Genomic DNA, 16,859 nt, shown 5'->3' on the forward strand with positions numbered 1-16,859 from the left:
ATTTGAAAGTGCGGTGTATACTGTTCTTTGTGACAGGAGGTATTACCCTGCCATCTTAACGTAATAAAGCAAAGGGAGTAGTCCCTATTATAGATAAGGTGATGTTCGGAATGGAAGCTAAAAAAGTAAAGGAAACGCGTGTTATTCAAACAGACCAAGTACTCACGAACGACTTGAATAATTATCATACATTATTCGGTGGGGTGCTCATGAAAAAAATGGATGGCTGTGCGACACTTTCCGCTAGAAGACATTCTAGAGTTAGAGAATGTGTTACAGCATCAACAGACTCTGTAAACTTTATTGAACCGATACGAGTAAGTGATTCTGTGTGTCTTGAATCATTTGTAACGTATACCGGAAGAAGTTCCATGGAGATTTTTTGTAAAGTAATTGCCGAGGATTTAGAAACCGGTGAGCGAAGATTGGCGGCAACTGCATTCTTGACTTTTGTTGCTATAGGGGAAGATAAACGACCTGTTATGGTACCCGAAGTTATTCCTGAAACAGAAGAGGAAAAATATCTTTATGAAACTGGTCAGGAACGGGCAAAATTGCGCAAACTGAAAAGACAAAAAAACAAAGATTTAGTATCGAAGCTTACCTTGGAAAAACCTATTTTGTAAGGAGAGATTATATGCTTGCGACATCAAGCATCAACGAATTATTATGTGCACAACGTGAAATTGAGAATTTTAAAATGGCAAAACCAGCATTATTTCAGAAATTCATGAACGCCATTCATCTGACACGTCAGCTCCAGTATGGATTTCAGTATTTAGGATGCCTTATTTTAGACGAAAACCCGAGTGAATTTCGCCCCGATGCTCAGGATGATTATGTATTATCTGTCTATCAGCAAGAAATAGAAAAATTAAAAGAAGATAGCAAAGCACATGATTTGAAACAATTACTAAGCACCTACCAACAAATTGGTTACGGGAAAATATGCAAGCTGGCATTAGGGATAAACCCAAAAGTATTGGTTGGTCCTGCTGTTGTTCGCTAATGATTGTTTTCGATAAAAATGCATAAATCCAATAACTGATTAAAACCACAGACAATCAAATCTGTGGTTTTAATTTTTGGCTGCTTTCTAAAATTTTTACGATGCCCCCGCGAATCCGGTTGATAATCTCGTAACTCCGGTTGATGCTACCCATCCAGTCAATCCCCGACATACCCGGTCACAAACAATAACCCCCAAACAGTTGACATATTGCGAATTTTTATTATATAGTTAATTCAACAATGTTGAATCAAAATAAACATAAGTGAATAGTATGATATAGAGAAGGAATTATGTTCATCACAATTATTTTTCGGGTAACGTATTATAGGTATAATTATTTTTGTTATTTGCCTTTGTGAAAGCGCATTCCTAACAGAGAGCAACTGATTTTCTAAATGCTATCCAGGAGGGGAAAACATGGTACATTGGCCAAAACACGTTCAGATTAAAGAAGTAGGACCGCGGGATGGATTACAGAATGAGAAAAAACCGGTACCAACGGCTGACAAGGTTAATTGGATTAACATGTTGTCTGAATCAGGGGTTAAGGAAATCGAGTATTCGTCATTTGTTCATCCAAAGTGGGTTCCACAATTATCTGATGCACATGAAGTAGGCAAGAAGATCAAACGTAACCCTGATGTCCGTTATTCTGCGTTAGTCCCTAACATGAAAGGGTTGGAATTAGCGTTGGAGACAGGGATAGACGGGGCTTCGGTATTCATGTCTGCAAGCGAAACGCATAATCAGAAGAACATCAACAAATCGATTGCAGAAACGTACCCGGTCTTGGGAGAAGTCATTAAAGAAGCCAAGAAAAACGATAAGCATGTCACTGGCTATGTTTCTACTGTGTTTGATTGTCCATTTGAAGGGAAAATTACGCCAGAACAGGTTATCCGTGTATGTGATAAGTTATTTGAGTTCGGTGTGAATGATATCTCACTCGGTGATACGATTGGTACAGCAGTCCCATCACAAGTGGATCAGTTGCTGGAGGCAGTGCTTAGTCGTTATCCAAAAGAGAAAATTATTATGCATTTCCATGATACAAGAGGTATGGCCATTGCCAATATAACAAGATCACTTCCGTATGGTATTACACGATTTGACAGCTCAATTGGAGGATTAGGAGGATGCCCATATGCGCCAGGAGCTGCTGGTAATGTAGCAACCAATGATGTGTTATACCTACTGCATGGATTAGGAATTCATACAGGGATTGATGAGAAGAAATTACAAGAAGCAGCATTTTATATCCAGCAAAAGTTAGGAAAGTCATTACCTAGTAAGTCACTTGCGTATGCAGCTAGCCAAAGCTGAAAGAATCACTCATCAAATAATAAAAAAGAGTAAGCCATCGTTTTCCTTTTTGGACGGGAAAAAATGATGGCTCTTTTTATTTGGCGTTTGAGTCAATTTGTCTTTTAATAATATATTCTTCTACTCTGCCTTGACGGAAGGAAGGTGCTATTCTATGATAAAGGCACCCATATCCGATTCGGTGGGAAAGGGGAGAATAATCATAAATCTTCATAATATAGGTAAAAAAATAAAACAAGCTCGCTTACGAAGCAAGAAAACGCAGCAGCAAATAGCGGATCAATGCAGCATCTCCAAAAGCCTGCTATCTAAAATTGAAAACGGCCAAACGGGATCTGCTGTTGCGACATTATCAAAAATCAGTGAAGCATTAGATGTTCCGCTTTCTTGGGTATTGGATGGTCACTCAGAAACTGATCTTGTATTACTGCCTAAGTCAAATAGACAATTCAAAGTGGGCGACGAAAATATGGGCTATTCCTATGAGTTGCTTGCCAGGTCCCGGTTCTCCGGAATTGAACCAACCATTGTCCATGTCACACCAAAGGATGCGAATTTACGGCACGAACCCTATACCCATTCCCAGGATGAATTTATTTATATTTTGGAGGGATCGATTTATCTGCTTTATGATGATCAGAAGCATTACATGGAAACAGGGGATACCTCCTATTTTAAAGGAGTCAAGCCGCATCTGTTTATTCCGGTCGACAATAAAGGGGCAAAGGTATTGACTGTGTTTGTTGATAGTGGAGTGTGAGCAATCTGTAATTAGTTTTGGGAGCCTAATAATAAGCAGACATTTGATAATAATGGGTGCTATTTTGAGATGCAAAACAAGGAAAAAACAATACGAATCACAGGATATTGACAACAAAAATAGCAGGGTAATTCGCATAGGGATTCGCTTCTGCTATTTTTTGATGGGTGGAATAATTATTGGAATATTCAATAGGTTGCTGTATAGTCTGAAAAAATCATTTTTTATGTTTTTTTATACAACTAACTGGCGGTTTAGTGGAAGAGTCCAGATTGATTTTTGTTCAGTAATCGGGCCATTTTGCGGAAGTATGAAATAGAGGTGTCTTAATGTCAAAAGTCGTACAGTTCTCCGTTTTAATACTCTTTATTTTTATGGCTGGGTGCAGCAGTATTTCAAAATATGGTATAAGACTTTTTAGTCAGATGGTTGCTAAAGGAAAGTTTAAAATTTCTTTAAACTCCTTAGGAAAGTGGTATAATAGATATATGCAATAATCGCGTTTTCCTCAAGGGAGGTCGGCGCATTCCTGTCGGTTGTAGTGTCATACGATATGCTATAACGGAAGGGGGTGTTGCCCGTGTCTGTTTTTGAGACACTGGTTCTAATGATCGCTTTCGCAACACTCGTTGTAACGATTACAGACCAGAAAAAATAGACCTCCCTGTGTTTAGCAGCCGGGTGAGGTCTATTCCTTTCTCGCGCTGACCCCTCTTGAAGGGGAGCGATTCATTGCTGACCGAAGATATTAGCGTATCTTCGGTCTTTATTAGTTTATGCTTTTTTCTAGTCTCTATGTTTATTATAACACGAAAAAGCGATTTGCAAACAAAAAAATATGTGGTGAAAAGGGAACTTCTACTAAGAACGCCCACGTCAATAGCAAACGTAGAAGACAACACTTCCTGTGTATGCCCGTTCCTCACGTATCAATTGCATACGTTCCGGTACTCAAAACTACACCGCCTCGAACTTCTCGGTCCTTTTCATCCTTCTTTTTGAATACGCACTTCAATCAAGCAATAATATAAAACAAATATTCCGGACCATTTTTAACTGGCTCTTGTGCAAATTGATAGCCATGGTTTGGCACATCTTCCGGTATATTACGGAAAGAGGAAGGACAATCTGTGATTACCTTTAAAAGTTTTCCTTTTTCCATACCTTCTAAAGCTTCTAGTGTATAAATTACTGGGTATGGGCATGACTCTCCTCGTAAATCCAATGTATAATCAACCGACATGCTGCTGCACTCCTTTCTTCAATTTAGTTCTTAAACGATAATGCTTTTGCCAGTAATGTGTGATACCGAAGCAAACTGCGAGCATTACAAGCGTTGCGATAATCGCACCAATAGGCCCAATTGAAGCAACTAAGTTAACTTTATCTCCGCTTTCAACAAGCAGATGATAAATACCAAGGTGATCCCATGCATAGGCAAGCAAAGTCGCACCAGCTATGTTTCCAATGAATACGGTGAGATAAAGGATTTGCCCTTCCATGAGCCGGTACATCATTCCTGTTTCACAGCTACTTGCCAAGACAATGCCAAGGCCGAAGAGGGCGCCGCCGATAAACGTACTTATTGCTGCTATTTGTGTGATTGGTTCCAACCCATAAACACCTATAACAATGATTGTAATAACCGAGCTGATTGCCATACCAGCAATGATTGCCTTTGCCATTGTTCCTCGGCCAAGCATCCACAAGTCACGGAATGCAGACGTAAAGCAGATTTGGCCTCGTTCGATTAAAATACCGAAAAATGCACCGAATAATGCGGCAACACCTAGCATTGTCTTACCAGTAATAAATAGATAGATAATGAGTACTAAGTATGCTAGGGTTACGATGCCACCAACATAAGGCTGCACTTTTTTTGACTTTATGGCGGATGGCTCTGTATTCCCTTTTGTCAGAACCGGCTTGCCTTTCCACCAGCGTGTTTTTACGATTTTGGTACCAAGATAAGTTCCAACACCGGTAGCGATGATAAAAATCCAAGAATGAGCAGAAAACTGTGGTACGCCTGTAAAGAATGCTGCGAGGTTACATCCTAAGGCTAATCGTGCACCAAATCCTGCAATTACACCGCCGACTAATCCTTGCACAATGCGCCGTTTTTGCTTGGGAATTCGTATTCTAAAATTATTGCTGAATAGAACCATCATTAAGGCGCCGATAAACATTCCCCACACAATCCAGCCACCGGTTCGATCAAATGTACCTCCTTCCATATGAATCATGTTAAAGTAAGCCCAATCGGAAATATCAACGCCGAAGAATTGCAATATATGCCCTCCTAGACGTGTAAACTCACCTGTTACAGCCCAAACACTTTCGGTAATACCAAAGTATATTGCACTCAAAATCCCCGCAATGATAAGAGCTGCATAAGGATTCCAATAGTTTGTAAATAGTTTTTTGATCATCCGTTTTTACCCCTTCATTTCCCGCAGAATGAGAATGCGTAATAAGTTCTCATCCTATAGGCAATATATGTCCTTTTCTATTGTAATACTACCTATTCATATCGCAAACTATTACATTTCCATTTTCCAAGGTATTATATGTAATTTGTTGTATAGACAGAAACAATTCGGCATTACCAGCTCGTTTCAAGCATATGCTATATAAACCTTGCCCTGAATGGAGGAAATAAAATGAGTATACTGGACAAAGTGAAGCATCATCGGGAAGAGGAAAGGCAACTAGTGTGGGAAGGTACATTTGCGGAGTATTTGGAAATTGTGAAGGAACGACCAGAAGTTGCCCAAACAGCACATTCTCGCGTTTATAATATGATTAAAAGTTCTGGTTTAACAGAAAAAGATGGTAAAAAAATGTATCAATTTTTTGGGGAAGAGATATTTGGGCTTGAAGATGCAATTGAAAAACTTGTGGAGGAATACTTTCATCCGGCAGCAAAACGACTTGATGTTAGGAAGCGAATTTTACTATTGATGGGTCCGGTCAGTGGTGGGAAATCAACAATTGTGACGATGCTGAAGCGAGGGCTTGAGGCGTATTCGAGAACGGATGAAGGGGCGGTTTATGCGATCAAGGGCTGTCCGATGCATGAAGACCCGCTTCATCTAATTCCAAACCATTTGCGGGAAGATTTTTATGAGGAATACGGTATTCGGGTTGAAGGAAGCTTATCGCCTCTAAATACGATGCGATTAGAGAAGGAATATGATGGGCGAATTGAGGATGTGAAGGTAGAGCGGATTTTCTTCTCGGAAGACAAACGTGTTGGTGTCGGAACATTTAGTCCATCTGATCCGAAATCCCAGGATATTGCCGATCTAACAGGCAGCATTGATTTTTCAACGATTGCTGAATATGGTTCGGAATCAGATCCTCGTGCATACCGCTTTGATGGGGAATTGAACAAAGCGAATCGAGGGATGATGGAGTTCCAGGAGATGCTCAAGTGTGATGAAAAGTTTCTTTGGCACCTCTTATCACTTACACAAGAGGGGAATTTTAAGGCGGGAAGGTTCGCCTTGATCAGTGCTGATGAGCTTATTGTGGCACACACGAACGAAGCAGAGTACCGTTCCTTTATTTCCAACAAAAAGAATGAGGCACTACATTCAAGAATTATTGTGATGCCGATTCCTTACAATTTGCGTGTGAGTCAGGAAGAACGTATTTATGAAAAGATGATTAGGGAAAGTGATATGGCACATGTCCATATTGCGCCACATGCGTTACGGGTTGCTGCGATTTTTTCCATTTTGACAAGGCTTGAGGACTCTAAAAAGCAAGGTGTCGATCATGTTAAAAAGATGCGCCTTTATGATGGCGAAAGTGTTGAGGGATTCAATCAACTAGATGTAGAGGAATTAAGAAAAGAGTTTCCTGAAGAAGGGATGAACGGGATTGATCCGCGATATGTGATTAACCGCATTTCGTCAACGATTATTCGTAAAGAAGTTCCCTCGATCAATGCCCTTGATGTATTACGATCGTTGAAAGACGGCCTTGATCAGCATCCATCAATATCAGATGAAGACCGCGAAAACTATATGAACTATATTGCTGTTGCTAGACGGGAATACGATGAAATTGCCAAGAAGGAAGTACAGAAAGCATTCGTCTATTCGTATGAGGAGTCCGCAAAAACGTTAATGGATAACTACCTGGATAATGTCGAGGCATATTGTAATAAAAATAAGCTAAGGGATCCGTTGACAGGGGAAGAAATGAATCCGGATGAAAAGTTAATGCGCTCCATTGAGGAACAAATCGGTATTTCTGAAAATGCGAAAAAGGCGTTCAGAGAGGAAATTCTTATTCGTATTTCCGCCTATGCAAGAAAGGGGAAACGCTTTGAATATAACTCGCATGAGCGGTTGCGTGAGGCAATTCAAAAGAAATTATTTGCCGACTTAAAAGATGTTGTCAAAATTACAACGACATCAAAAACGCCTGACGAGTCACAACTTAAAAAGATTAATGAAGTGATTGCTAGATTAATTGATGAATATGGCTATAATTCGATTTCAGCAAACGAACTGTTGCGGTATGTTGGAAGCTTGTTGAACCGATAAATAAGGGAGTATGTAAAAAAACAAGACTAATCATGGAGTTAGTCTTGTTTTTTTATAAGCTAGAGTGTTGCTATCTCATAAATAGCGAAAGTCATAAATATTACTGCAGCTATGCTGATGGCTATTTTTCTAGATTTACTAAACTCATTTCTGTAAATATATAATTCATAAACAGATATGGCAATTCCTCCAATTAATAAGAACCCAAAGTATTTATGTGAGATAAAAGTAGTTAGGATTAAAGCTACAATTGAAAAAACGTAAATTATTATTCCGATGATTCTATTAATCATGTCAATTCACTTCACCTTTTATTGATAATTATAACAAATTATGGCAATATTCGTGATAAAAAATAATAGAAGGGGGATTTTTATTTATGTGTTAAAATCTCCCGTTGTTTTGGTGCCAGGATTTGAATGGCTTGATATCATTGTGGATTTTCTATGTAAATGGTCTCACAGGCAATTCTGTCGGCCGTGCTGGTGACAGATGATATAACATGTCCTTATCTGACCAGCAGCCCGGATTTTACGCCGATGGTTCTGTTTTCGAGCCGGTTTTGATCAATTCTTAATAAATAATCTATATGTTTAGCAATAACTCGTATACAACTGCATAGGATAAAGAAAGCAATCAAATTATTTAATAAGGTTAAATTTTCAAATAATATAGGAGGGGATAGTGTGAAGGAAGAAAAGGAAAACTTTGTCGTCTCCCAGGAAAATTGGTCCCTCCATCGTAAGGGTTATCAGGATCAGCAACGTCATATGGATAAAGTAAAGGAAGCTATTAAGAATAATTTACCGGATTTAATCACCGAAGAAAACATCATTATGTCCAATGGGCGTGATGTGATCAAGATCCCCATCCGTTCATTAGATGAGTACAAAATCCGCTACAATTACAATAAATCAAAACATGTTGGTCAAGGGGATGGTGATAGTCAAGTCGGTGATGTTGTTGCCCGTGATCCAAGCGGTAAGGAAAAAGGGAAAGGTTCTGGTCAAGGGAAGCAAGCGGGTGACCAACCTGGAAATGACTACTATGAGGCAGATGTATCCATTGCTGAAATAGAAGCTGCTTTGTTTAAGGAACTCGAACTCCCCAACTTAGAACAAAAGGAACAAGCCGAAATTACCACGGAAAAAGTAGAATTTAATGATGTCCGCAAAAAAGGATTAATGGGAAATATTGATAAAAAGCGAACCATTTTAACAGCCCTCAAACGAAATGCAACAGAAGGAAAACCAGGAATTACCCCTATTTATAATGATGACCTCCGTTTTAAAACTTGGAATGAAGTAATTAAACCTGATTCAAAGGCGGTTGTGCTGGCAATGATGGATACAAGTGCATCAATGGGGACGTTTGCCAAATATATGGCAAGAAGTTTCTTTTTCTGGATGACTAAATTTTTACGGTCGAAATATGAAACAGTTGAAATTGATTTTATTGCGCATCATACAGAGGCAAAAGTTGTATCAGAAGAAGACTTCTTTTCAAAAGGGGAGAGTGGTGGCACAATCTGTTCATCAGCTTATTACAAAGCATTAGAGCTGATTGATCAAAAATACGATCCGCAACGTTTTAATATTTATCCTTTTCACTTTTCAGATGGCGAAAATATAACATCGGATAATCCGAAATGTATTGAACTTATTAATCAGATTATGGATGTTTCGAATATGTTCGGTTATGGTGAGGTGAATGAATATAATCGACGGTCAACGTTAATGAATGCGTATCAAACAATCGACAATCCGAAATTTCGGCACTACATTTTGAAAGAGAAAGGTGACGTGTATCACGCGATGAAAAGCTTCTTTCAGAAAGAGGAAGCTACTGTATAACTAGGAATGGCACTCCTTAATTAAGGGGTGCCATTCCATACTGTAAGCGGAAGAAGATCCAATAATAGTAATGTCGGTTTCTACTCGGGCCAAATGCCGCGCAACTCGGGCCAAGTGTTGCACTACTCAGGCCAAATGCCACTCAACTCGGGCCAAGTGTTGCACTACTCAGGCCAAATGCCGCGCAACTCGGGCCAAGTGTTGCACTACTCAGGCCAAGTGCCACTCAACTCGGTCGAAACATTACTGGACGAGTTCAATCTTATAAACACCGCGTTCTGTGCTTAATAAAAAGTGGGAACCATCAAATTCATAAAGCGAATGATCCTCGAGTGGTATTTCATACAAGGATGTTGGCAGTGACTGAGGATTAGTTGCATCCGTCTGAACGGCCCCACTACCGTTTAGTTGTAAGGCATGCATTGGTACATAATCATCAATCCTTCTCGTGTTTCGGGAATAGGAAATATCCTGTAAATTCATCACTGTTTCATCAATATCATCAAGTTCAAATTTTGAAACCTTAATCGTCTGTCCATTCCACTGTTTCAACAACTCGTTAAATTCCTCAATTGATAAGAAATGTTGGTCCATTATGATTCCTCCTAATGATTATATTTTCCCTATCGAGCGTTATCATTCAGGTATTTAAAGTTCCCCTGATGGTAAAAGCTGTCACATAAAAGAATGGGAAAAGCTATCCGATTAAAATGAGTATTTATACACAGCCTAATAAAAAGTGAAAAGGGATTTGATGCTGGTGAAAAATAGCGTAATTTACATGGTACATAAGGTCGATCAATCATTATTAGCGTTACTTGATAGGTATTATATAAATCTCTGGGGTGTTCGTTTATGGGTGAGACTTTAGTTGTTGCCGTTCGTGCGATAATTGCTTTTTTTACACTTTTAATTTTTACAAGGATTTTAGGAAAGCAACAGGTGAGCCAACTTACTTTCTTTGATTATATTCTAGGCATAACAATAGGTTCCATTGCAGCCTCGCTCACTACTGATTTAACAAGCAGATCATGGCCACTTTGGGTTGGATTGTTTATGTGGGCACTTTTGGTTTATATCTTCCAATGGATCACATTAAAAGGGCATAGGTTTTCAAAATATATTGACGGAGAGCCTACAGTTGTCATCATGAATGGGAAAATTATGGAGGATGTCATGAAAAAGATTCGCTACCGTGCGGATGATTTGATGGAGCAGCTTCGGGGAAAGGGGGTATTTGATATTAATGAAATCGAATTTGCAGTGCTTGAAACAAATGGGAAATTATCTATTTTAAAAAAATCACAATACCAAAATGTAACTCCTAAAGACTTAAATATTTCTGTATCTTATAAGGGAATGAGTACTGAACTCATTTATGATGGCAGAGTAATCGAAGAAAATCTGCAACAGGTAGATCGGGACAAGTCGTGGCTAGAAAATCAAGTGAAAGCACATGGATTGGAATCATTTTCGGATGTCTTTTTGGCCATCATAAATTCCTCGGGTCAGCTTTTTATTGACGGCTATCGGGACTCCATCCGAAATTTAACGGATATTAGCGATTACGATGACTTGGAATAGGGTGATAAGATGAAAGGAATCGGATTTAAAATCATCCCGATTATTTTGATAGGCCTATTTATATTTGTTATGACATCAGGGTCTTTACTTAAAAAGCCCATGTTTGGAGATGATGATGTAGCCCACTATATCCATAATGTGAAAGAAAGTGTTCACGATAAAAGCTGGAAAACCGCTTCAAAGAATTTGAATAAGGCACAAAAGGCATGGAAAAAGGTGATACCGAGAATCCAATTCAGTGTAGAGCGAGATGAAATGAATATGTTTGGTAAAAAACTTGAACGTACACAGGCCTTTATCTCAGCAAAAGAAAAAGGGAGTGCATTAGCAGAACTCGCAGAAGCACAGTATTTGTGGAAGGAATTTGGAAAATAGAATAGCGTGGTCTCACATAACAAAAATATTCTAGTTCATGATTGCCTCCTCTGCTCATAAACTATAAAAAGCACAATTGGAGGGATCATATTGACGACGGAAACAAAGGCGCTCACACGTGCGATTGATGAAATTACGGAAATTGCATCTGGATTTGGCCTTGATTTTTATCCAATGCGTTATGAAATTTGCCCTGCTGATATTATTTACACATTTGGTGCATATGGTATGCCAACCCGATTTAGCCACTGGAGTTTTGGCAAACAGTTCCATAAAATGAAGCTGCATTATGACCTTGGCCTGAGTCAGATATATGAGCTTGTTATTAACTCGAACCCTTGCTATGCCTTCTTACTTGATACGAATAGCCTCATTCAAAACAAACTAATCATTGCCCATGTGCTAGCCCACTGCGATTTTTTCAAAAATAATGTTCGCTTTTCCAATACTAGAAGAGATATGGTTGAGAGTATGACAGCAACGGCAGAGCGAATTGAAAGTTACGAAATGATCTATGGCAAGGATGAAGTAGAACACTTTCTGGATGCCGTTCTATCTATTCAGGAACATATTGACCCATCGATTGTAAGGCCAAAACTAACTTCTTATGAGACCGATGAGAAGGAAGAAACAACAAAAGCGGTGGCAAGAACACCGTATGATGATTTATGGGATCTGGATATGAAAGAGGCTGATGCAGAGCCTAAACCAGATAAAACAAAGAAGAAATTTCCCCCAAGGCCGGAAAAGGATCTGTTGTTATTTATTGAAGAGTACAGCCGTGAACTGGAGGACTGGCAACGTGATATTTTAACGATGATGCGTGAAGAAATGCTTTACTTCTGGCCACAGCTGGAGACAAAAATCATGAACGAAGGCTGGGCTTCCTATTGGCATCAACGGATATTACGGGAAATGGATTTAACAACAAATGAAACAGTTGAATTTGCCACATTGAACGCAGGAGTTGTGCAGCCTTCAAAAACTCAGATTAATCCATATTACCTTGGTGTAAAAATGTTTGAGGACATTGAGGAACGTTATAATAATCCGACAGAGGAAATGCAGCGTTTCGGTGTTAAACCGGGATCGGGAAGGGAAAAGATGTTTGAAGTACGTGAGATTGAATCGGACATTTCGTTCATTCGAAATTATTTAACCAAAGAGCTTGTGCAGCGAGAAGATATGTATTTGTTTGAGAAGAAAGGCAGTAACTACCAAGTCATGGAAAAGGATTATGAACAAGTGAGAGATCAACTTATATCCATGAGAGTGAATGGTGGCTTTCCATATATAAGTGTTGAAAATGGAGATTATTTAAAGAATGGGGATCTTTATTTAATACATGGGTATGAAGGAATTGAACTTGACCTTCATTATTTGGAAAATGTTCTCCCTTATATTTATCAATTATGGGGGCGAACCGTGTATTTGGAAACGTATGTAGAGGATAAGCAGATTCTTTATTCTTATGATGGGAGTAAGATTCATCGACGGTATATGTAAATACATGAGGGAGCGGGATGATGATGTCATTCTGCTCCCTTATAAAACTTGTTTGGATGATGGGATTAACGGATTAAATTTATATTTGAAGGGGGAATTTCTAAAGGGGCTAAAAAAGGGGATGACTTATATAATTACATACAGCTTTTTTGTTTGATTAGTATGGTTTTGGGGTTTAGTGTCGAATAGAAATATAATCGTTAATATTCTTCTAGCAAGCATGAGCAGTTGACAAACGAAATTAATTAATTGTATAATTATCTCGAATTCGAGATAATAAAAAGGAATGGTAATTATGGACGATCAGAACAAAAATCAACAAGAAGAGGAATTGTCTCTAAAGTTATTTGTTGTTCTAACTCGCACTTTAGAATCAATAAAAAGGCGAGTTGAAGAAGATATAAAGTGTTTAGGACTCAATCCAACCGAATTTGCTGTTCTTGAATTGATTTACAATAAAGGCGATCAACCAATACAAAAAATTGGTCAAAAGGTGCTAATTGCAAGTAGTAGCATTACGTATGTGGTAGATAAGTTAGAGAAGAAAAAGTTATTAAAGAGAAGACCTTGTCCCAAGGATCGTCGTATCACATATGCAACAATAACAGCAGCCGGAACTGAATTAATGAATGATGTCTTCCCTAAACATAAATTGGCTATCCAAGAAATAGTAGCTGGTTTAGATGCGGATGAGAAAAAGATTATGATTCAACAGTTGAAAAAGTTAGGGTACCACGCACAGAGTGTTTAATTTTTTTAATAATTATCTCGGTTTCGTAATATATTAAAACGTAGTAAATTTTCAATATGAAAAGTAAAAAAGTAAATTACCGAATTGCCTAGTAACAATTTTTTTATAAACATCTCGAATTCGAGGTAATTATAGCAACACCTGGCTTAATTTATAGGATAGGGGTGAAATGAAATGACTAAAAAAACAAGTGGAATCCATCACATCTCAGCAATTGTAGGGCATCCACAAGAAAATGTAGACTTTTATGCAGGAGTTTTAGGCTTACGTTTAGTGAAACAAACAGTAAATTTTGATGATCCAGATACGTACCATCTATATTTTGGTAATGAAGGTGGTAAACCGGGTTCGATTATTACATTTTTTCCGTGGGCGGGGGCTCGTCAAGGAAAGATTGGTGAAGGACAGGTAGGAATTACCTCTTATGTTGTTCCTAAAGGCGCTTTGAGTTTCTGGGAGGATAGATTAGTGAAGTTTAATATTTCGATCACTAAAATAGTACGGTTTGGTGAGGAGTATTTGCAATTTGATGATCCACACGGTCTCCATTTGGAAATTGTTGAGCGAGAAGAAGGGGAGGTCAATTCCTGGACATTTGGCGATGTAACTCCGGAAGTAGCGATTAAAGGATTTGGTGGTGCAACGCTATTCTCTGCTCAACCAAATAAAACAGCAAATTTGCTTGAAAACGTGATGGGACTTGAACGAATTGGTGAAGAGGGGGACTTTATTCGTTTCCGTTCTTCGGCTGACATTGGAAATATAATCGATCTAAAAGCAATTACGTCTGGGAGAGGTCAAATGGGTGTCGGAACCGTTCATCACATCGCATGGAGAGCTACCGATGATAATGATCAATTGGATTGGCAGAAATATATTAAAGCAAATGGGTATGGTGTAACTCCTGTGAAGGATAGGAATTATTTTAATGCCGTCTACTTTAGAGAGTACGGAAAAATTCTCTTTGAAATTGCAACCGATCCCCCTGGATTTGCACTGGATGAATCTCAAGAAACAATGGGTGAGAAGTTAATGTTGCCTGTACAGTTTGAAAAATATAGAGAGCGACTTGAACGTAGCTTAATACCAATTAAGCTAAGAGAATTAGATTGATTAAAGGGATGATTTCATAAGGCTCTTTCCACCGTAATATTTGTTGCTTTTTAATTTCGTAGATGATATAAAATGCGACACAGTGAAAATACTCTTTTGTAACGTTTTCTCGGAAACATCGTCCCGAGCGCAGGAAACATCGGCGCCAGAGCGAAAACATTGCCCGCATTTGAAGCCGACTAGGCTAATGGGGAAATCAAGAACGAATTTAAGATTAACTAGGAGGAATAAAAATGAACGACTTAAAAGGAATGCATCACGTAACAGCAATTACAAGTAGTGCAGAAAAGATCTATGAATTTTTCACGTATGTATTAGGCATGCGTTTAGTTAAAAAAACAGTGAACCAAGACGATATTCAAACGTATCACTTATTTTTTGCCGATGATGCAGGGAACCCGGGAACAGACATGACGTTCTTTGATTTCCCTGGTATCCCAAAAGGTGTACATGGCACGAATGAGATTGCAAAAACTTCTTTCCGTGTTCCGAGTGACCGGGCACTAGATTATTGGGTGAAACGGTTTGACCACCTTGAAGTAAAACATATCGGAATCAAGGAGCAATTCGGGAAAAAGACACTTTCATTTGTCGACTTTGATGATCAGCAGTACCAACTGATTTCGGATGAAAACAATCAAGGCGTTGCTGCTGGTACCCCTTGGCAGAAGGGGCCGATTCCTGAAGAATATGCGATTACAGGATTGGGGCCAATTTTTGTTCGTGTCGATAATATTGATTACTTTAAAGAACTAATGGAAAAGGTTCTCCTGTTTAAGGAAGTTGATAAAGAGGGTTCTTTCCACCTATTTGAAGTGGGTGAGGGAGGAAATGGTGCCCAAGTCATTGTTGAGTATAATACAGTTCTTCCTCGTGCACGACAAGGATATGGGACCGTTCACCATGCAGCATTTCGGGCAGAGGATCGTGCGGAGCTGGATGAGTGGAAGAAACGAATGCAAGGATTTCGTTTGCCGAACTCTGGCTATGTGGAAAGGTATTATTTTGGATCATTATATACCAATGTTTACCCACAAATCCTATTCGAAATTGCGACAGACGGCCCTGGATTCATGGGGGATGAACCTTACGAAACACTAGGTGAGAAATTAGCATTGCCACCATTTTTTGAATCGAAACGTGAAATAATCGAAAACCAAGTCCGTCCAATCGATACTGTGAGAAGTACGAAAGAATTTGAAAAGGAATATGAAGATTAACGATCGGATATTAGAATATAGATAAAGGAGAATCAATGATGAAACATATATTTCAAAAAGGAAATGACCCATCCAAACCGACATTACTTTTATTGCATGGAACTGGAGGTACGGAGCAGGATCTTCTTCCACTTACAGAAATGATTGATTCAGATGCAAATGTTTTAAGTGTAAGAGGAAATGTGTCAGAGAACGGAATGCCACGATTTTTTAAAAGGTTAGCAGAAGGTGTATTTGATGAAGAGGATTTGGTTTTCCGTACAAACGAATTGAACGAGTTTCTAGATGAAGCGGCTGAAAAATATGAGTTCAACCGCAATAATATTCTTGCAATCGGATATTCAAACGGCGCAAATATCGCGGCAAGCTTACTGTTCCATTATCAGGATGCTTTAACGGGAGCAATCCTGCATCATCCAATGGTTCCGAGAAGAGGCATAAATTTACCGGATTTAACAGGGAAGCATGTATTTATTGCAGCGGGTACAAATGATCCAATTTGTTCATCGCAGGAGTCTGAAGAATTATTGTCCTTGTTAGAAGGTGCGGGTGCAAAGGTAGAATTACATTGGGAAATTAAGGGGCATCAATTAACAGCAGGGGAAGTTGAAGCTGCTAGAAAGTGGTATTTGGCTTTATAATGTGATTAGTTTGCAGGAAGATAGATTTGTTTTGTTCAAGAGAAAAAAGAAATCAATATATGTTAGATGATAAGGAGCGCATTAATAATTCAACAGAGGAAATGCCGCGCTTCGGTGTTGAATCAGGATTAAAACTTCCAAGGGGAGAAGCTGATTTTATAT

The 16,859-nt window shown here is 38.8% G+C and carries 17 protein-coding genes; 14 read left to right on the forward strand and 3 right to left on the reverse strand.

Translation table 11 applies throughout. The features are described from left to right. Nucleotides 1-110 precede the first annotated feature (110 nt). The 5 genes from ACW2QC_RS14120 (at nt 111) to ACW2QC_RS14140 (ending at nt 3,753) form a co-directional block, all read left to right on the forward strand. Nucleotides 111-626, forward strand: a complete 516-nt coding sequence (locus ACW2QC_RS14120; RefSeq protein ID WP_457544606.1) for an acyl-CoA thioesterase — start codon at nt 111-113, stop codon at nt 624-626. 11 nt (nt 627-637) lie between these two features. Further along, nucleotides 638-1,009: a hypothetical protein gene (locus tag ACW2QC_RS14125; protein WP_457544607.1), complete on the forward strand. Its 372-nt coding sequence runs from the start codon at nt 638-640 to the stop codon at nt 1,007-1,009. Nucleotides 1,010-1,429: 420 nt separating this feature from the next. Further along, entirely contained in the window at nt 1,430-2,335 is a 906-nt protein-coding gene (locus ACW2QC_RS14130; RefSeq protein ID WP_457544608.1) for a hydroxymethylglutaryl-CoA lyase, read from the forward strand. Between the two features lie 154 nt (nt 2,336-2,489). Further along, entirely contained in the window at nt 2,490-3,095 is a 606-nt protein-coding gene (locus ACW2QC_RS14135; protein ID WP_457544609.1) for a helix-turn-helix domain-containing protein, read from the forward strand. Nucleotides 3,096-3,675: 580 nt separating this feature from the next. Further along, nucleotides 3,676-3,753, forward strand: coding sequence for a putative holin-like toxin (locus ACW2QC_RS14140; RefSeq protein WP_373288592.1), 78 nt, complete (start codon nt 3,676-3,678; stop codon nt 3,751-3,753). Between the two features lie 357 nt (nt 3,754-4,110). On the opposite strand, the gene yedF is transcribed toward ACW2QC_RS14140, so the two are convergent. Further along, the gene (gene yedF, locus ACW2QC_RS14145) at nt 4,111-4,338 is read right to left on the reverse strand and encodes a sulfurtransferase-like selenium metabolism protein YedF (RefSeq protein WP_106495807.1); all 228 of its coding nucleotides are present in this window, start codon (nt 4,336-4,338) and stop codon (nt 4,111-4,113) included. Continuing rightward, nucleotides 4,328-5,527, reverse strand: a complete 1,200-nt coding sequence (gene yedE / locus ACW2QC_RS14150) for a selenium metabolism membrane protein YedE/FdhT (RefSeq protein WP_457544610.1) — start codon at nt 5,525-5,527, stop codon at nt 4,328-4,330. The genes yedF and yedE overlap by 11 nt, the downstream gene beginning before the upstream one ends. A 231-nt stretch (nt 5,528-5,758) precedes the next feature. On the opposite strand from yedE, the gene ACW2QC_RS14155 reads away from it, so the two are divergent. Together ACW2QC_RS14155 and yhbH are read left to right on the forward strand one after the other, a co-directional pair. Continuing rightward, the gene (locus tag ACW2QC_RS14155; RefSeq protein WP_457544611.1) at nt 5,759-7,654 is read left to right on the forward strand and encodes a PrkA family serine protein kinase; all 1,896 of its coding nucleotides are present in this window, start codon (nt 5,759-5,761) and stop codon (nt 7,652-7,654) included. 686 nt (nt 7,655-8,340) lie between these two features. Continuing rightward, the gene (gene yhbH / locus ACW2QC_RS14160) at nt 8,341-9,507 is read left to right on the forward strand and encodes a sporulation protein YhbH (RefSeq protein ID WP_457544612.1); all 1,167 of its coding nucleotides are present in this window, start codon (nt 8,341-8,343) and stop codon (nt 9,505-9,507) included. Between the two features lie 243 nt (nt 9,508-9,750). Here the strand turns inward: yhbH and ACW2QC_RS14165 are convergent, their stop codons facing one another. Continuing rightward, nucleotides 9,751-10,101, reverse strand: a complete 351-nt coding sequence (locus ACW2QC_RS14165; RefSeq protein WP_457544613.1) for a hypothetical protein — start codon at nt 10,099-10,101, stop codon at nt 9,751-9,753. Nucleotides 10,102-10,362: 261 nt separating this feature from the next. On the opposite strand from ACW2QC_RS14165, the gene ACW2QC_RS14170 reads away from it, so the two are divergent. The 7 genes from ACW2QC_RS14170 to ACW2QC_RS14200 all read left to right on the forward strand — a co-directional run bounded on the left by ACW2QC_RS14170 (nt 10,363) and on the right by ACW2QC_RS14200 (nt 16,697). Further along, nucleotides 10,363-11,091, forward strand: a complete 729-nt coding sequence (locus ACW2QC_RS14170; RefSeq protein WP_457544614.1) for a DUF421 domain-containing protein — start codon at nt 10,363-10,365, stop codon at nt 11,089-11,091. A 9-nt stretch (nt 11,092-11,100) separates the two neighbouring features. Further along, nucleotides 11,101-11,466 carry a DUF4363 family protein gene (locus tag ACW2QC_RS14175; protein ID WP_457544615.1) on the forward strand — a complete coding sequence of 122 codons (366 nt, stop codon included), beginning with the start codon at nt 11,101-11,103 and terminating at the stop codon, nt 11,464-11,466. A 90-nt stretch (nt 11,467-11,556) separates the two neighbouring features. After that, nucleotides 11,557-12,972, forward strand: a complete 1,416-nt coding sequence (locus ACW2QC_RS14180) for a SpoVR family protein (RefSeq protein ID WP_457544616.1) — start codon at nt 11,557-11,559, stop codon at nt 12,970-12,972. A gap of 295 nt (nt 12,973-13,267) precedes the next feature. Then, the gene (locus ACW2QC_RS14185; RefSeq protein WP_457544617.1) at nt 13,268-13,723 is read left to right on the forward strand and encodes a MarR family winged helix-turn-helix transcriptional regulator; all 456 of its coding nucleotides are present in this window, start codon (nt 13,268-13,270) and stop codon (nt 13,721-13,723) included. A gap of 174 nt (nt 13,724-13,897) precedes the next feature. Further along, nucleotides 13,898-14,836, forward strand: a complete 939-nt coding sequence (locus tag ACW2QC_RS14190) for a ring-cleaving dioxygenase (RefSeq protein WP_457544618.1) — start codon at nt 13,898-13,900, stop codon at nt 14,834-14,836. Nucleotides 14,837-15,069: 233 nt separating this feature from the next. Continuing rightward, nucleotides 15,070-16,056, forward strand: coding sequence for a ring-cleaving dioxygenase (locus ACW2QC_RS14195; protein WP_457544619.1), 987 nt, complete (start codon nt 15,070-15,072; stop codon nt 16,054-16,056). 35 nt (nt 16,057-16,091) lie between these two features. Next, the gene (locus ACW2QC_RS14200; RefSeq protein WP_457544620.1) at nt 16,092-16,697 is read left to right on the forward strand and encodes an alpha/beta hydrolase; all 606 of its coding nucleotides are present in this window, start codon (nt 16,092-16,094) and stop codon (nt 16,695-16,697) included. Nucleotides 16,698-16,859: the final 162 nt, after the last annotated feature.

Source organism: Virgibacillus sp. FSP13, assembly GCF_054048505.1.